This is a genomic window from Clostridium sp. SM-530-WT-3G (genome assembly GCF_012843905.1).
GTDB lineage: Bacteria > Bacillota > Clostridia > Clostridiales > Clostridiaceae > Clostridium.
Genome location: NZ_JABAGC010000053.1, coordinates 1 through 18077 on the forward strand (window position 1 = coordinate 1; position 18077 = coordinate 18077).

11 protein-coding genes, 2 tRNA genes and 1 other annotated feature are annotated in these 18077 nt (G+C 27.8%); of the genes, 11 read left to right on the top strand and 2 right to left on the bottom strand.

Annotated features, from left to right (window positions below):
• Positions 1–666 precede the first annotated feature (666 nt).
• The 4 genes from glmS to HF850_RS14155 all read left to right on the top strand — a co-directional run bounded on the left by glmS (position 667) and on the right by HF850_RS14155 (position 8177).
• Positions 667–2493, top strand: coding sequence for a glutamine--fructose-6-phosphate transaminase (isomerizing) (glmS, locus tag HF850_RS14140; RefSeq protein WP_169106085.1), 1827 nt, complete (start codon positions 667–669; stop codon positions 2491–2493).
• A gap of 246 nt (positions 2494–2739) precedes the next feature.
• Positions 2740–4569 carry a histidine kinase gene (locus HF850_RS14145; protein ID WP_169106075.1) on the top strand — a complete coding sequence of 610 codons (1830 nt, stop codon included), beginning with the start codon at positions 2740–2742 and terminating at the stop codon, positions 4567–4569.
• Positions 4566–5396, top strand: coding sequence for a response regulator (locus HF850_RS14150; protein ID WP_169106076.1), 831 nt, complete (start codon positions 4566–4568; stop codon positions 5394–5396). Before HF850_RS14145 ends, HF850_RS14150 begins: the two co-directional genes overlap by 4 nt.
• 522 nt (positions 5397–5918) lie before the next feature.
• Positions 5919–8177 (top strand): glycogen/starch/alpha-glucan phosphorylase, encoded by a 2259-nt coding sequence (locus tag HF850_RS14155; protein ID WP_169106077.1) that lies wholly within the window; start codon positions 5919–5921, stop codon positions 8175–8177.
• A gap of 128 nt (positions 8178–8305) precedes the next feature.
• On the opposite strand, the gene HF850_RS14160 is transcribed toward HF850_RS14155, so the two are convergent.
• Positions 8306–8977, bottom strand: a complete 672-nt coding sequence (locus tag HF850_RS14160) for an AraC family transcriptional regulator (protein ID WP_169106078.1) — start codon at positions 8975–8977, stop codon at positions 8306–8308.
• A 398-nt stretch (positions 8978–9375) separates the two neighbouring features.
• On the opposite strand from HF850_RS14160, the gene HF850_RS14165 reads away from it, so the two are divergent.
• From HF850_RS14165 to HF850_RS14185, 5 genes are all read left to right on the top strand, one after another.
• On the top strand, positions 9376–10146 hold the full coding sequence (locus HF850_RS14165) for a formate/nitrite transporter family protein (RefSeq protein WP_169106079.1): 771 nt from the start codon (positions 9376–9378) through the stop codon (positions 10144–10146).
• Positions 10147–10338: 192 nt separating this feature from the next.
• A complete protein-coding gene (locus HF850_RS14170) occupies positions 10339–10761 on the top strand; it encodes a hypothetical protein (protein WP_169106080.1) in 423 nt (140 codons plus the stop codon).
• Positions 10762–10790: 29 nt separating this feature from the next.
• A complete protein-coding gene (locus HF850_RS14175; protein WP_169106081.1) occupies positions 10791–11381 on the top strand; it encodes a 5-formyltetrahydrofolate cyclo-ligase in 591 nt (196 codons plus the stop codon).
• Between the two features lie 24 nt (positions 11382–11405).
• A complete protein-coding gene (locus HF850_RS14180; RefSeq protein WP_169106082.1) occupies positions 11406–13610 on the top strand; it encodes a hypothetical protein in 2205 nt (734 codons plus the stop codon).
• A 107-nt stretch (positions 13611–13717) separates the two neighbouring features.
• Positions 13718–14989, top strand: coding sequence for an aminotransferase class I/II-fold pyridoxal phosphate-dependent enzyme (locus tag HF850_RS14185; protein WP_169106083.1), 1272 nt, complete (start codon positions 13718–13720; stop codon positions 14987–14989).
• A 162-nt stretch (positions 14990–15151) separates the two neighbouring features.
• Here the strand turns inward: HF850_RS14185 and thrS are convergent, their stop codons facing one another.
• On the bottom strand, positions 15152–17083 hold the full coding sequence (gene thrS, locus HF850_RS14190; protein ID WP_169106084.1) for a threonine--tRNA ligase: 1932 nt from the start codon (positions 17081–17083) through the stop codon (positions 15152–15154).
• 84 nt (positions 17084–17167) lie between these two features.
• Positions 17168–17400 (bottom strand) — a binding site (T-box leader).
• 311 nt (positions 17401–17711) lie between these two features.
• Between thrS and HF850_RS14195 the strand changes: the two genes are divergently transcribed.
• Together HF850_RS14195 and HF850_RS14200 are read left to right on the top strand one after the other, a co-directional pair.
• Positions 17712–17796, top strand: a tRNA-Leu gene (locus tag HF850_RS14195).
• 38 nt (positions 17797–17834) lie between these two features.
• Positions 17835–17909, top strand: a tRNA-Gly gene (locus HF850_RS14200).
• Positions 17910–18077 lie beyond the last annotated feature (168 nt).

The window sequence follows — 18077 nt, forward strand, 5'->3', positions numbered from 1 at the left end:
AAACTCAGCGCATATGCATTTGCTGAGTAAGTTCGCCTTAGCCAAATCAAAGATTTGAAAAGGGAAACTCAGCGCATTGTATTTGCTGAGTAAGTTCGCCTTAGCCAAATCAAAGATTTGAAAAGGGAAACTCAGCGCATATGCATTTGCTGAGTAAGTTCGCCTTAGCCAAATCAAAGATTTGAAAAGGGAAACTCAGCGCATATGCATTTACTGAGTAAGTTCGCCTTAGCCAAATCAAAGATTTGGAGGCTCACTTAAGTTGACGAGGTTGGGGAGTTATCGAAACTTCGGCGGGTGCCCCACGGTATAGCACTACCGTTAACGGCTGGCAAAACTTTAAAGTGATTTAAAGTACAAATCCAGTCTGGTGTTAAAACCTTCTAAAGTTTAAGTCTTTTTTGAGGTACTAGGATTATTGTACCCTTTTTTAGAAATATATATGTAGCACATTAATGCGTGTATATTTGTATGATAGCTAGTATAAGGAATTTAAACTTAGATAAAATTTAAATTATAATAAAAAATACTTGCATGGGAATAACCAGAATAAATATCTAGATAATTAAGAATAATTCATTTTATGAATGTATATTTTTAGATGTCAGAGGTGGCTTTATTCTTGGGAATGTATGCAAGCGCTAAATGAGGAAGGAAGATTGTAATATGTGCGGAATAGTAGGATATTTAGGAAGCGGAAAAGCAACATCATTTTTAATTAATGGATTATCAAAATTAGAATATAGAGGATACGACTCTGCAGGAGTTGCTGTCGTTAATGATGGACAAATTGAAGTTAGAAAATTTAAAGGAAGATTAGCTAATTTAGCTGAAAATATAAAGGAAAATCCAGTTGAAGGAACTATGGGGATTGGTCATACAAGATGGGCTACTCATGGAGCTCCATCAGATGTGAATTCACATCCACACTTAAACAGTAAAGAAACTATTGCTGTAGTTCAAAATGGTATAATCGAAAATTATTTACCACTTAGAAACTGGTTAAAAGGTGAAGGATATACTTTCAAATCAGAAACAGATACAGAAGTAATTCCTAACTTAATTGACTACTACTATGAAGGAGATTTATTTGAAGCTGTAACTAAAGCACTTAAAAAGCTTGAAGGAAGCTATGCTTTAGGAGTTGTTTGTAAAGACGAACCAGATAAATTAATAGCAGTAAGAAAAGAATGCCCATTAATAGTTGGATTAGGAAAAGATGAAACATTTATAGCATCAGATATTCCAGCAGTATTAAGCTATACAAGAGATGTATATCTTTTAGAAGATCATGAAATTGCAGTTCTTAAGAAAGATGGAGTTAAGCTTTTCAATACTGATGGTGAAGAAATATCAAAGGATGTTTATCATGTAACTTGGAGCGAAGATGCAGCTGAAAAAGGTGGATTTGAAGACTTCATGTTAAAAGAAATTCATGAACAACCAACAGCTATAAGAGATACTATGGCTGGAAGAATTTCAATGGAAAAGAGCATGATTTTAGATGATTTAAAGATTACTAAAGAAGATTTAGAAAATACTGATAGAGTATTTATAGTAGCTTGTGGTACTGCATATCATGCAGGACTTGTTGGAAAGACTGTAATTGAATCACTTGCAAAAATTCCAGTAGAAGTTGATATCGCATCTGAATTCAGATACAGAAATCCACTTGTAACAGAAAAATCTTTAGTTATCGTTGTAAGCCAATCAGGTGAAACAGCAGATACATTAGCAGCACTTAGAAACTGTAAGACAATAGGAGCTACAATAATTGCTTTAACAAATGTTGTTGGAAGCTCAGTTTCAAGAGAAGCAGACCATGTATTATATACATTAGCAGGTCCAGAAATATCAGTTGCTTCTACTAAAGCATATACAACTCAAGTTATAGGAATGTATATGATTGGTATGACATTTGCTAAAATTTTAGGAAGATTAAAGAGCGATAGATTAGATAAATTAAAAGAAGAGTTATTAGATTTACCAGGAAAGGTAGAACTAGTTTTAGAAGATAAAGATAAAGTAAAAGCAATAGCAGAAAAGATATATCAAGAACATGATATGTTCTATTTAGGAAGAGGATTAGACTATGCAGTAGCATTAGAAGGATCACTTAAACTTAAAGAAATATCTTATATTCACTCAGAAGCATATGCTGGAGGAGAATTAAAACATGGTCCTATAGCATTAATAGAGGATGGTACTAAGGTTATAACTTTATTAACTCAAGAAGCTTTAAAAGAAAAAATGGTAAGTAATATTGTTGAAATTAAAGCAAGAGGAGCTAAAGTAATAGGTATCTGCTATGAAGGAACTCAAGGAATGGAAGAAGTTTTAGATGATATAATCTATATTCCAAGAACATTAGATATGTTTGCTCCAGTATTAAGCGTTGTAGTTCTTCAATTATTATCATATTACATTGCTAAAGATAGAGGATGCGATATAGATAAGCCAAGAAACTTAGCTAAGAGTGTAACAGTAGAATAATAAATACAATTAGTTTATAAACTAGGCTAACATGAATATTCATGTTAGCCTAGTTTTTTATTACTTATATATTTATGAAGAATTTTGACTTTTAACTAATTTATTTACTTAATATAAATAGAATTTTTAAGATTAAATAAAAAGAAATTCAATAAAAAAATATTAATGGTTAATAATGGCGGTAATATTTCGATATAATAATAGTCTTAACATTCAAATTTATAGAATTTAGAGGAAATTAGTTATATGGGAAAACATAAGATAGGGATAGGATTATCAGAAAACTTAAATAAGTTTACTTTTGGAATGTTTATTTTAATGATGTTAGTTCTTATACCTTCAATCATATTTATTTATAATAAAGATAAAAGTAATTTAAATGGATATGATTCAAGATTTTATAATGTTCAAATTGAAGGAATGTATAAAGTAGATGATGGTAGTTGGAATGAACTTAAAGCAGATACTCAATTTGATTTGAGTCAGTACCATACTTATTATTTTAAAGGGCATTTTAATAAAGATATACCTAAGAATAATGAAATTATGATGAGGTCAAAAGATTTATATATAGATATGAAAATAAACGGTAACTATGTACTTGGGCCTTCAGTAGATAAAGAACATACTATAGGAAATGTATGGATTGGAATTACTTCTAATGGAATTAATACTGATGATATAGTAGAAATAGAAGTTAATAATGTATATAAAGGAATTAATTCAGATGCTATAAGGGTTCTTCTTGATGAAATGTATTTTGGATCTGCAGATGTAATGTACAAGCTTGCATTTAAAAAAAATGGATTTGATATATTAATGGGAGTGTCAATATTAACATTAGGATTAAGTGAATTATTGGCAGCTTTAATTATGATAATTTTTAAGGGTAAAAACATTAGAAGAATTATATACAGTGGTGGATTTACGTGTATGGCAGGTATATGGATTGGAATACGTTATAACCTTGTTTCTTTAATAATTCCATATCCTATATTAACTCAATCGGTGGAGATAATTAGTTTAGAATTACTATGCTTATTTCTTACATTATACTTATCCACATATATTACAGGTAAGCTGAAAAAAGCAAGCAATATAAATTGTATTTTGATTATTATGTGGGTTATATTTACTGCTTTACTGAAGGTTGTATGGAATACTGATATGTATAGGATATTTACACATACATCTATTTTAAGTATTTTAAACATATTAATTATTATGATGTATTTACAATACGAGTATTTTGTTAAAAAGAATAAGAATGTGAATATCATTATATTTTTTGTTCTACCTATGATTATAGGAGCTGTGGTTGATTGTATAAGACTTTTAACTAATTTAGGAGATGGACCTATAGCTTTAGATAAAGGAATAATAATAGCTGGAATGATACAGCTTGCTATTTTAATATATGAAAAAAGAAACAATGATGCAATTATAGAAAAAGCGCGAATATTAGAAAATGAATTAATACAGTCTCGTATTTCTGTAATGCTCAGTCAAATACAGCCACATTTCTTATATAATTCATTAAATACAATAAGGTATTTATGTACTGAAGATCCCGAACAAGCTGAACAAGCTGTAATTGACTTTGCAAGCTTTTTAAGGGGAAATGTAGATAGTTTAAGTAGTACTGGATTAATTACTTTTGAAAAAGAATTAGAGCATGTGAAGCACTATCTTTCACTTGAAAAAATAAGATTTGGAAATCGTGTTAATGTTGTATATGATATAGAGAATTGTGATTTTATGATTCCTCCGTTGACTATACAACCTATTGTAGAAAATGCTGTTAGGTATGGGGTAACCAAAAAAGAAGAAGGGGGAATAGTTACTATAAAAACAAGTGAGACAGAAGATGAGTATATTATAACTGTTAGCGATAATGGTGTAGGATTTAATGTTGATAATATTAAGACAAAGGATGATAAAAGAACTCATGTAGGAATTGAAAATGTAAGAAAGAGACTTGTTGCTCAGTGTAATGGAAGTCTTGATATACAAAGTATTCCTAATGAAGGGACCACTATTACACTTAAAGTCAGCAAAGGAGAAGTAGAGATATGAAAATAATAATAGTAGATGATGAGGAACCAGCAGTAAAAACTTTAATTAAAATAGTTAATAAAATAAAACCAGGAAGTGAAGTTAACGGATTTACAAGACCAACAAAGGCGCTAGAATTTCTTGAAGAAAATCAAGCAGATGTTGCTTTTTTAGATATTGAAATGTTTGGAATTAGTGGAATAGAATTAGCTAAAAAGTTTAAAGATAAGTGCAATAATATAAATATAATATTTGTTACTGGTTATTCTGAATATGCTTTAGAAGCAGTATCTTTAAGGGCTAGTGGATATTTAATTAAACCTGCATCCGAAGATAAAGTTTTAGAGGAATTAGAGAATTTAAGAAATCCAGTAGAAAAAAATATTAAAGAAAGAGTAAGGGTTCAGACTTTTGGTAATTTTGAAATATTTGTTGATAATGAACCTGTTACTTTTAGAAGGTCAAAATCTAAGGAAATACTTGCATACTTAGTTGATAAGAAAGGGGCTGGTGTTACAAATGCAGAACTTGCAGCAGTTTTATTTGAAGAAAAAGAATATAATCGCTCTTTGCAGAAACAAATGCAAGTGTATATATCTGATATGGTAAAAGATCTTAAAGAAGTTAATGCAAGTGATATTATAATAAAGAAGTATAATAGTCTTTCTGTAAATTCAGAGGCATTTCAGTGTGATTATTATGACTTTTTAAATATGGATATAAATGCTATTAACTCATATATGGGTGAATATATGATAAATTATAGCTGGTCTGAATTTACTACAGGAATGTTAGAAGAAAAAAATAAAAAATATAGTTTTATTGATAGAATAAAAAATAAATTCTAAAAATTATAAAAACTAAAAATATAAAATTTTGTTGTACATTTGTTGTACTTAGCATATTATACTAAATGTATAAGGTATATAAAGTGGTTGAAGGGGTAGCCACTTGAGAATTTAAGAGAATTAAGGATAAGGGAATCTTTAATTAAATGGTATAAAGGGTAATTGAAAGAATTTATTGAGAAGATAAGATGTGTAGAAATGGGTAATCTACGCATCTTATTTTCTTGTTCAATAAAAATTGTTTAAAAGTTATTTTGATACTTAATTATGTTGTAAATTAAAAATAAGATTTTATATATAAAAATAAAATAGATTTATTAGAATGTAATCATAAATAAAAAATAATATTAAAATTTTAAAATCATATAAGAAATGTACAAAAAAAATAAAAAATATACAAGTATCCTGTTTTTTAAATTGTTAAAATAATCTTGTAAAGAACGCAAGCGTTTTCGTTATGTAATAACAATATGTTAAATGATTTCAGTATATAGAAAATTTTAAGAAATAGGAGAGATTAATATGGTAGAAAAGAAATTATCTGAACTTTTAAATGAAAAATTTGAAAAGACAATTAGTACTGCTACTAACGAAGAAATATATTCAGCATTATTACAATTAACAAAGGCAGAAGCTAAAGAAAAGGGAACTAATAAAGGGGACAAGAAGTTATATTATATTTCAGCAGAATTCTTAATAGGTAAATTATTATCTAATAACTTAATTAACTTAGGTCTTTATAATGAAGTTAAAGAAGTATTAGCTAAAAATGATAAAGATTTAACTGCAATTGAAGAAATGGAATTAGAACCTTCACTAGGTAATGGTGGTCTTGGAAGACTTGCAGCATGTTTCTTAGATTCAATCGCAACTTTAGGATTAAATGGTGATGGGGTAGGACTTAACTATCACTTTGGATTATTCCAACAAGTATTTGAAAACAATAAGCAAAAAGCTGTTAAAAATCCATGGCTTACAGATGAAAGCTGGTTAGATAAATCAGATATTAAATTTGAAGTACCATTTGGAGGATTTAAGGTTCAATCTACTCTTTATGATATAGCTGTAACAGGATATGATAAGCCTTGTAATAAATTAAGATTATTTGATATAGATACAGTTGATGAATCATTAGTTACAGAAGGAATAGATTTTGACAAAGAAGATATAAAGAAAAACTTAACTTTATTCTTATATCCAGATGATAGTGATGAAGCAGGAAGATTACTTAGAGTATATCAACAATATTTCATGGTAAGTAATGCAGCTCAATTAATATTATTAGAAGCTGAAGAAAATGGATATGATCTTCATAAATTAAATGAACATGTAGTAGTTCAAATAAATGATACTCATCCATCAATGGTTATTCCTGAATTAATAAGATTATTAGGACAAAAGGGAATTGGCATGGATGAAGCTATAGATATAGTTACTAAGACTTGCGCTTATACAAACCATACAATCTTAGCAGAAGCATTAGAAAAATGGCCAATAGATTACTTAGAAAAAGCAGTTCCACAATTAATGCCTATAATTAGAGAACTTGATAATAGAGTAAAAGCTAAATATGATGATGAAAAAGTGGCTATCATAGATGATGAAAACAGAGTTCATATGGCAAATATGGATATCCACTATGGATTTAGTGTAAATGGTGTTGCTGCACTTCATACAGATATATTAGAAAAGGTAGAATTAAAACCATTCTGCGATATATATCCAGAGAAATTTAACAATAAAACAAATGGTATAACATTTAGAAGATGGTTATTACACTGTAATAATGAACTTGCAGATTATATTACTGAATTAATCGGTGATGGATTTAAGAAAAATGCAGATAAACTTGAAGACTTAGCTAAATTCGTAGATGATAAAAATGTATTAGCTAAACTTGATAAGATCAAGAAAGACAATAAGATTGCATTAAAGAAATACTTAAAAGAAACTCAAAATCTTGATATAAACGAAAATTCAATATTTGATATTCAAATTAAGAGACTTCATGAATATAAGAGACAACAAATGAATGTATTATACATCATTAATAAGTATTTAGAAATCAAAAATGGTAAAGTTCCAACAACTCCTATTACAATGATATTTGGAGCTAAGGCTGCACCAGCTTATATAATTGCACAAGATATTATTCATACAATCTTATGCTTACAAGAAATTATAAATAATGATCCAGAAGTAAATAAATACTTAAATGTTGTTATGGTTGAAAACTATAATGTAACAAAAGCATCTAAATTAATTCCAGCTTGTGATGTATCTGAACAAATTTCACTTGCATCTAAAGAAGCTTCAGGTACTGGTAATATGAAGTTTATGTTAAATGGAGCATTAACTTTAGGTACTGAAGATGGTGCTAATGTTGAAATTCATGAATTAGTTGGAGATGACAATATATATATCTTTGGTGAATCTTCAGAAGAAGTAATCAAGCACTATGAAAATGCAGACTATGTTTCAAAAGAATATTATGAAAAAGAAAATATTAAAGAATTAGTAGACTTTATCATAAGTGATGAAATGATAGAAGTTGGAGATAAGGAAAACTTAACAAGACTTCATGATGAATTAATCAATAAGGATTGGTTTATGACATTACTTGATATTGAAGATTACATCAAGACTAAGGATAAGATGTTTAAGGATTATGAAGATAGAGAAACTTGGAACAAAAAAGTATTAGTTAATATAAGTAAGGCTGGATTCTTCTCATCAGACAGAACTATAGCTCAATATAATGAAGATATATGGCATCTTTAATTAGCCTATACTTAGTATAAACAGTTAATACAAGGTATTAGAGATTTAATAAATTATTATTAATTTAATAAAGCTCCTAATAGAGTTTAACTTCTCTATTAGGAGCTTGTTTTAAATTTAAAAAGTTATTAACCAAAGTTTTCATTTCTATATTGTGATGGAGAAACACCAGTAAACGACTTAAATACTTTATAAAAATGACTTTGATCATGAAAGCCTAATCTTATGCTTATATCTAAAATACTGTCATTTGTGGTAAGAAGAAGAACTTTTGCACGGTCAATTCTTATTTTTTTAGCGTAATTCATTATTGTAATGCCCATATGTTTTTTGAAACAATCTGAAATATATCCTTGAGATAAATTTAAGTCATTAGATAATTTTTTTAAAGAAATAGTGCTTTCTATATTAAGATGAAGATGCTTTAGTATTCTATTAATTACAAAATTATCTGTAACTTCTGTATCATTTATAAGAAGGTTAACATAAGTATCAATCATATCAAGCTCAAGTTTTTGAAGTTTATCTATTGAACTTAACGAAGATATCTCTTTATAAAATTTATTATAAATGGGATGGAGGTACTTAGTTGCAATTCCATTTTTAATAATTTCCTTAGAATAAATAGCATTCCAAATTAATAAATCATTTTTTTTATCGGTTATAGATATTTCATTTTCTATTTCATCTTTATGCTTATTTTTAATTATGTATATTATTTCATGTTTAGCATGAAGCTCAATTAAAAAAGAAATTCTGTTGCTGAAAATATTAATATCTGATAAAAAAGTATCTTCCATATTACAATCTCCTCCTTGGTAATTATATTATATGAGATGTATATAGTGGAAATCAAATGATATAAGGTTATGTTGACAAAAATAATAAAATATACAAAATTAAAACAAAAATAATTGGAAAAACATATGAATAATATGGGAATTTAAATGCGATTTTTTTAAATATCAAGCATATTTTAAAAAGAAATAATAAAATTATTAATTTCTTTTTGACAAAGAGCATATTTCATGTAAAATATAATATGGTAATTAATTGATTATACATGAATTTGATAATATGTATGTTTATATTTTTTTTTGCAACTTATTGCATTGGTTAATATAAGCATATGTATAAAATCATGTTTATCAATAAATTTTGGGAAACAAAAGACAATTTAAGGTTTTGGGAGGGTTAAATGTATACTAGTGATATTGAATTAATTTGCAAGATGTCTGAGAAAAAAGCTAAAGCAGCCAAGAATAATTTAGGAAAGTATATAGGGAGAGGAATTGTTACAGGATTTTATATGGTTATAGCAATAATTCTTTCTTATACAACTGGAGCAATGCTTTATCCAAAGTACCCAGAAGTAGCAAAAGTTATTATTGCAGCAACTTTCTGTTTTGCTATTGCTCAAGTTGTATTTTTTAGTGGAGAATTATTTACAAGTAATAACTTTGTTATGAGTGTTGGTTTAATGAAGAAAAAGGTAAATGTACCTACTGTATTAAAAATATGGGTATTAACTCTTATAGCAAATGCTATTGGAATTATATTTTTATCATTTTTATTTGTTAAGAGTGGAGCTTCATTAGATATAATAAGTCATTATATTGAAAAAGTTGCAAATGGTAAATTAGAATTAACGCCAATTCAAATGCTATTAAGAGGTATATTATGTAACTTCAGCGTATGTTTAGCGTACTTAGGTGGAATAAAAATGAAAAGCGAAAGCGGTAAATTTATTATGATATTTTTTGCAGTATTTGCTTTCATAATTGCAGGATTTGAACATAGTATTGCTAATATTGGTATTTTCTCTATTGCATATTTTTCATTAGGTGGATTACCAATGGCTTTAGTATTAAAGAATTTATTCTTTGTTATTATAGGTAATATAATAGGTGGAGGATTACTATTAGGTGGTTCTTTAACTTATATAAGTGTAGATGGAGAAAATAAGTAAATATATGCATGTTAAAACACTAGAATTTCTATTCTAGTGTTTTTTTGATTTAAATATTGATTCAGGTGCATATGGTTAATTGTCATTTGTATTATAAAATGAGATAATTATTTTGAAGTTAATTATGCAGAACAAATAGTTAAATTTAATATAAATATTATTATTTCTATATGATAGATGGTGAGTTAGCGAATGATTAAGATTAAACTTGAATTTAGTAAAAGTAAAAAGATTATATTTAAAGTAAAAATAGATGAAAAAGAAAAGAATAGTGTTTTATTTAGAAGAGCATTAATAGAGGGGAAACCTATTAAAAAGAATAGGCTATATAATTATGAAATACCACTCAGGTATTTTATTCCTATATGCAGTAATATAAAGAGAGAAGATTTGGTTTTAGATAAGAAAAGTATTTTATCTTACCTTGAATTTTCAGACTACTATGATGAAAATTATTATACTGAGGCATATGCTACACCTTCTTATATGAGAAAGTGGAGAGAAGAAGGGTGTCCTGATATTTATAAAATAACAATAAATAAAGACACCTATGAAATTAAGAAAGAAATTGCATTTAGAAAACCAAGTATGTCTATTAGGGGCATTAATGAATGATAGTAGTATAGGTTATAGGGAGAATTAATATGGAGCAAATAAGTAATAATAAAAAGCAGATAAGAAGAGAAATATTAGAGATTAGAGAAAACTTAAGTTTAGAGGAAAAGGATAATTACGATAAAATTATTACTGATAAATTTTTTGAAAGTAATTACTATAAACAGGCAAATAATATATTTATATATATTTCATATGGTTCAGAAATAGATACAAAATATATAATAACAAGAGCTATAAAAGAAGGTAAAAATATATATGTTCCAAGAACAGAATTTAGTGCAAGATTAATGAATGCAGTTAGAATTAATAATTTTGATAATTTAATTAAAAGTAAATATGGAGCATTAGAACCTAAAAAAGATGAAGCATTCATAAATCCTAATGATTTAGATTTAATTGTTGTCCCAGGAGTGGCATTTGATAAAAATGGTGGAAGAATAGGATATGGAGCAGGGTTTTATGATAGATATTTTAAGAGAATAAACGATGAAAATAAATCAAGAATTATGAAACTTGTGTTAGCTTATGATTTTCAACTGATGGATAAAGTTCCTACGGATAAAGAAGATGTATCAATTGATGCAGTAATAACAGAAAAACAATTTATAAAGTTTTAAGGAAGTGTACAAAGAGAGAATATGATGAAATATTATGAGAGTAATTTTAGTTATTTAAAGAATACAAAACTAAGTGTTTATTATGAAGACTTAAAAAAGGCTGAATGTGCAAGTGAGGATTTTCCTCAAATAACTAAAATAGTACTTCGAAAGGTTTTGGAAAAATTCCTAAGGTCTATAGCTCAAGAGAATGGAATTAATGTAAATATTCCAACAGGTACTCTTATAAAAAATATAAAAGCTAATAAAGAAATCAATCTTCCAGAAGAAATTTATGAATATATACAGATAATAAGAATAAATGGAGTAGGAATTACTTTATATAGAAGCAGAGATAAACAGATAACTAAGAATCCTATAGAGCTTTTAGAACTTACCCATAGAATTTTTTGTTGGTATTTAAGCAAAGAAAAGCATGATGTTATGAAGAATACTGATAATTTAATATTTAATGCACCAATGAATATTGATTTTGAGTCTCGTGAATTAAAGAAAGTACAGAATGATATAAATTTAAAAGATAATCAAATCAATAATTTAAGAGAAAAAATAATAGAAATGGGAAGTCAGGCTAAGGATATATCACAGCTTAATAAGATAATAATTTCAATAAAAAGGGAAAAAACTGAACTTGAAAATAAGAGAGATTCTATATTTAGGGATGTCAAATCACATAGAGAATTATTAGAAAGGATTAAATCATCCCATGAAAGAATTATTAAATCTACATATAAAGTTAAAGATGAATGTATACAAAATCATAAAATTCTTGCTCAGAAAGAAAGTCTTTTAGTAAGATGTGAATTGGATAATAAGAATATAAAAAATAGAATAAAAAATCTTGATGAAAGTGATTCAGAAATAATTTCTGAGATGAATTTTTTAGACAAGCTCCTTGAGCAGATAAGAGAGCAGTATAAGAATGCTCTTAAAATGACTAATGAATATCAGGATATATTGGAAACGTGTGAATTTACAGATGATAATATACTGAAGAAAAATCTTATCATTCGTAAGGGTGATGTAAATAGAGAATTTAATTTCCAGAATAAGATATTTTATAGTGAAATAGAAGCATATAATAAGACATTAGAAGAACTTGAAAAAAAAGTTCGAGTGTTTGGAATTATTTTAGATGATAAATTGAGAGCTGAAATTAGAGAGAAAGAATTTTATAAAAGCTTTTTAAATCTTAATGGAAGACAGCTTAGAGTATTATATTGTCTTATAAAAAGTTATAGTACAACATATAGTATTTTAGATAAATCAAGAGAATGGATGTTTAAGTATGGATTGGCTGAATCTAAGTTTATGAAAGATTTAAATAAAAATTTACAGGAATTAAACTCCGTTAGTGATGAACAGATAAGAATAATTTTATATTACAAGCTTGTTAAAATGACAGGAATTAAAAATGTGTCTATATGCAACAAAAAAAAGTTTGTTGAGAGTACTGATGAAATTATAAATGTAGCATACAATATGTTAATGCCTGAAGAGGGATTTAAATATATTGAGAATAAAGCTTATTCTATAAAAGTATACTATCTTCAAAAATTTATAGAAGCACTGAAAATTAGGTATAAAAATATAAAGATAGATGATTTACTTTTATCTAAAATATATGAAGATATTATAGAAATAAGAAATAGACCAAACACAATGTTTTATAACAATAATAAATTTAAATTTTTATCTATGAATGAAAAAGAAATTTTGAATTCTATAAGAAAAAATCCATTTGAATATTTAAGTATAATTGTTGAATTAAGAAATTCAAGAGAATATATAGAGGTATATGCATTTATATTAGAAGTATTAAAAAATGCTACTAAAGACAGTAATATAATATCAGATAATTCTCAAATTTCTATTGAAAGCTTTCTTGCAGGAACATTTAGAATAATGCTTTTTTTATCAAGTGGAATATTAAATTTTAAGAATATAGATGAACTTATCCCATTAATTGTTGCTGAAATTTTAATTAGTAGAATAGATTATGAAACTCAAGAAGAAAATATAAAAAGCTATAATAATATGGTTGAAATTTGGAAGAAAAATCAAAGTGTGTACAATGATATTTTTATTAAAAGAAATGATTTAAACAAAGAGCTTGAAGCTTTTGAAAAAGAGAGTAGGCAGATTATTGATATAAAATCTAAGATAGAAGTTTTGAATAAAAGAATGAAGAATATAAAAGATATTTATATTGATATGCATGAAGAATAATAATAATTTTAAATTTAGCAATAAATAATTAAAGGATTTATTAACTTATATAGAAAATTAAGGTATAATTTAGATAAGTTTATTTATATTATAGGGGGCATATAAAAATGAAAATTGAAACAAAGTGTTTGCATGAAGGATACAAACCAATGAATGGAGAGCCAGTGGCACTTCCAATATATCAAAGTACTACATATAGATATGATAACACTAATGAAGTAGGGAAATTATTTGATTTATCTGCTGATGGACATATGTATTCGCGTATTTCTAATCCAACAGTTGGATTTGTTGAAGAAAAAATAGCAGCATTAGAAGGGGGAGTTGGGGCTATTTGTACAACTTCAGGACAAGCAGCTGCATTAGTTAGTGTAATGAATATTCTTAGTGCTGGAGATCATATTGTAAGTGCAGCTACTATATATGGAGGAACAATTAATCTATTTAATGTTACTTTAAAGAAATTTGGTATTGAATGTACATTTGTAGATCCAGATTTATCAGAAGAGGAAATTCAAAAAGCATTTAAACCAAATACAAAAGCTGTATTTGGAGAAACTATTGCAAATCCTGCAATATGCATATTCGATATTGAAAAATTTGCAAAGATTGCTCATAAGAATAATGTACCACTTATAGTTGATAATACTTTTGCGACTCCAGTCCTTTGTAGACCAATAGAGTTTGGTGCAGATATAGTTATTCATTCTACTACTAAATATATGGATGGTCATGCTATTCAGATTGGTGGAGTAATTGTTGATAGTGGTAATTTTAACTGGGCAAATGGTAAGTTCCCAGAATTAACAGAACCAGATGAATCTTATCATGGAGTATCCTATACAAAGCATTTTGGAAAAGCTGCGTATATTAATAAAGCAAGATTTCAATTAATTAGAGATTTAGGATGTTATCCTTCAGCACAGGCTGCATTCCTTTTAAATATAGGATTAGAAACATTACCAGTAAGAATAGAAAAGCACTGTAGAAATGCTGAAAAAGTAGCTGAATTTTTAAATGAACATGATAAAATTGAGTTTGTAAATTATCCAACACTTAAGGATAATAAATATAATGATTTAGCTAGAAAATATTTACCTAATGGATGTAGTGGAGTTATTTCATTTTCAATTAAAGGAAGTAGAGATAAGGCAATAAGATTTATGGATAGTTTAAAATTAGCTGAGAATGTTGTACATGTTGCAGATATTCGTACTTGTGTATTACACCCAGCAAGTGCAACTCATAGACAATTAACAGATGAGCAGCTTGTAGCAGCAGGAATTACACCAGGGCTTATAAGATTGTCTGTTGGACTTGAAAATATTGATGATATATTAGAAGATATTAAGCAGGCGCTTGATTCAATTGAAGATTAATATATGAAAAGTATTAGGAAAAGCTTATAGAATTTCTTTTTGAATATAAAATATATTATAAAAAATACCTGAACTAATAGAAAACAAGTTCAGGTATTTCTATAAATTTTTAATTACTCACAGAATACTCACGAAAAGTGGAGATATTCTCAATTGAATAAATTATCTTTCTTTGTTAGCAACTTCAGCTACGATTCTGTCTACAAATGCATTTAAATCCATAGCACCTTCATCATCGTTCTTTCTGCTTCTTACTGAAACAGTGTTGTTTGCAGCTTCTTGTTCACCTACAATTAAAATATAAGGAGATCTTTCAAGTCTAGCTTCTCTAATCTTATATCCGATTTTTTCAGCTCTGTAGTCGCATTCAACTCTGATTCCTCTATCTTTTAAGGCTTTAGTTACTTTTTCAGCATAATCATTGTATTTATCTGAGATTGGTAAAATCTTAGCTTGAACTGGAGATAACCAAGTTGGGAATGCACCAGCATATTTTTCTATAAGCATTGCTAAAGTTCTTTCATAACATCCGATAGAAGATCTGTGAATGATGTAAGGACGTTTCTTTTCACCATTCTTATCTATATAAGTCATATCAAATCTTTCTGCTAGTGCAAAGTCGATTTGAACTGTGATGATAGTATCTTCTTTTCCGTGAACGTTCTTGAATTGGATATCAAGTTTTGGTCCGTAGAATGCAGCTTCATCATCAGCTTCAACGTAATCTATTTCTAAGTGGTCTAAGATAGTTCTCATTATATCTTGAGTTCTATTCCAAGCTTCTGGATCATTGATGTATTTTTCAGTGTTGTTTGGATCCCATTTAGAGAATCTGTAGCTTATATCATCTGAGATTCCTAGAGTATCCATAACATATTTAATTAATTCAATAACTCCCTTGAATTCATCTTCAAGTTGTTCTGGAGTAACTATTAAGTGACCATCAGCTAAAGTAAATTGTCTAACTCTGATAAGTCCATGCATTTCTCCTGATGCTTCATTTCTGAATAGAGTAGAAGTTTCTGCATATCTTATAGGAAGATCTCTATAACTGTGTTGTTCAGCATTGTATATAGTGTATTGGAATGGGCAAGTCATAGGTCTTAAAGCAAATACTTCATCGTCCTTTTCTTCATCTCCTAATACAAACATACCATCTTTGTAGTGATCCCAGTGTCCTGAAACTTTATATAAGTCGCTCTTAGCCATATATGGAGTTTTTGTTAAAACATAGCCTCTTTTTTCTTCTTCATCTTCAATCCATCTTTGAAGAGTTTGAACTATTTTAGCTCCCTTAGGCATTAATAGTGGAAGACCTTGACCTACCTTTTCATCAGTAGTGAATAATTTTAATTCTCTTCCCAATTTATTGTGGTCTCTCTTCTTAGCTTCTTCTAATGCTTCTAAGAATTCATCAAGATCAGCTTTCTTTAAGAATGCAGTACCATATATTCTAGTAAGCATCTTATTCTTTTCATTACCTTTCCAGTAAGCACCAGCACTTCTAGTAAGTTTTATAGCTTTTATATTTTTTAATGACATAACGTGAGGTCCTGCACAAAGGTCAGTAAAGTCACCCATTTTGTAGAATGAAATTACTTCGTCTTCAGGAAGGTCGTTTATTAATTCAACCTTGTATGGTTCATCCTTCATTAATTCTAAAGCTTCATTTCTTGGAAGTTCAAATCTTTCAATTGAAGGATTTTCTTTTATTATCTTTTTCATTTCAGCTTCTAATTTTTCTAAGTCTTGAGTTGAGAATGCATTATCTCTATCAAAATCATAGTAGAAACCATTAGCAATTGATGGTCCAATAGCTAATTTTGTTTCAGGGAATAATCTCTTAACAGCATAAGCTAAAACGTGAGATACACTGTGTCTTACAGCATCTTTTCCTTCTTGAGAATCGAAAGTGCATATGCTAAGTTCAGCATCCTCATTAACTATAGTTCTAAGGTCACATACTTCACCATTTAAAATTCCGCAGTAAGCATTTCTAGCTAAACCTTCGCTTATTGATTTTGCAATATCTAGCACTGATATTCCAGCTTCAAATTCTTTAACAGATCCATCTTTTAAAGTTATTTTTATCATTGTTAAATTCTCCTCTCAGTGTTTTTTATTCTTAATTTTTATTAAAAATAGCAATTAGTAAAATAAAAAACTTCGCCTCTAAAATATAGAGACGAAGTATAATATCCGTGGTTCCACTCTAATTACCTAAATAGATATAAAAAATGTATATACCTATAGTAAGGTCACTTAAATATATCGTAACGTGATAATAACGGGTCTTATTAGGACCACTCAGAGGTGGTTTTCAGTCTAAATTTATTTAAGAATACTCACACCAATATATTCTCTCTCTGAAAAATAAGGTTTTAGCTTACTGTCCTCATCAACGTGTTATCTTTAATATTTATATTACAGTATTATAATCATTGAATTTTTAACTGTCAATATAATATAAAATTTTTTATTAAATAGTAAAAATAAAAAATACTTTATATAAGTATTTTTATGTATTTACAAAATATAGATAAATTAATTTTGATTCGAATTTATAATTATTTTTTCTATATACCTTGTAGGAAGAGAGCTCAAGAATAAATTTGATGAAAATGGATATTGTAGAGAAAAGAAAAAATAAGCATAAAAATGTTTACAAAAAACCATGGAAAGTCTATTGAAATTTAATTGAAAAGATGTATAATAATGGTATGCAGATGTGGCGGAATTGGCAGACGCACTAGACTTAGGATCTAGCGCCAATCGGTGTAAGGGTTCGACTCCCTTCATCTGCACCATATTTTATTATGGTAATATTTATTGATTTGTATATTTTGCGGAAGTGACTCAATGGTAGAGTGTCACCTTCCCAAGGTGGACGTTGCGGGTTCGAATCCCGTCTCCCGCTCCAAATTTCATAAGCTAATATAAAAGAAAATGCTATTCCTTAAATGGAGAATAGCATTTTATTATTTTGTTAAATTAGAATTTTAGTTAAATTATTGACCTAGGTTTTTATTAATACTTAATTTTTAGGTTCTTGGTGTCAGCATAGCTGACTTTTTTATAGGTGCATATT